The sequence below is a fragment of the Aquitalea sp. ASV15 genome (genome assembly GCF_016429115.1).
In the GTDB taxonomy this organism is placed as follows: domain Bacteria; phylum Pseudomonadota; class Gammaproteobacteria; order Burkholderiales; family Chromobacteriaceae; genus Aquitalea; species Aquitalea magnusonii.
In genome coordinates this window covers 1-314 of the sequence record NZ_JAELTZ010000189.1, presented here as the reverse complement: position 1 = coordinate 314, position 314 = coordinate 1, and the positions used below count along the sequence as shown (strand labels likewise).

Annotated in this window: 1 protein-coding gene; it reads left to right on the top strand. The window is 72.6% G+C overall.

The annotated features are described in order from the left end of the window. The coding region (locus JHD64_RS21455; protein ID WP_199055695.1) for a hypothetical protein at nt 1-193 on the top strand (193 nt) is incomplete at its 5' end. Nucleotides 194-314 lie beyond the last annotated feature (121 nt).

The following is a 314-nucleotide window of genomic DNA, read 5'->3' as shown; positions in this document are numbered from 1 at the left end:
CCCCCCCCCCCCCCCCCCCCCCCCCCCCCCCCCCCCCCCCCCCCCCCCCCCCCCCCCCCCCCCCCCCCCCCCCCCCCCCCCCCCCCCCCCCCCCCCCCCCCCCCCCCCCTTTTTTAATGATACGGCGCCCACCGAGATCTACACTGTTGTTCGTTCGTCGGCAGCGTCAGATGTGTATAAGAGACAGGGGTAAAGCTGGCAACAAGGGACGGGTAGGCCGTGGGCTGGGACATGCGTGCTCCTGCAAGGTATGAGTGGGAGCATGATGCCACGCCGCCGCCCGGCAAAGCCAGCCACAGGCAGCAAAAGCAGCC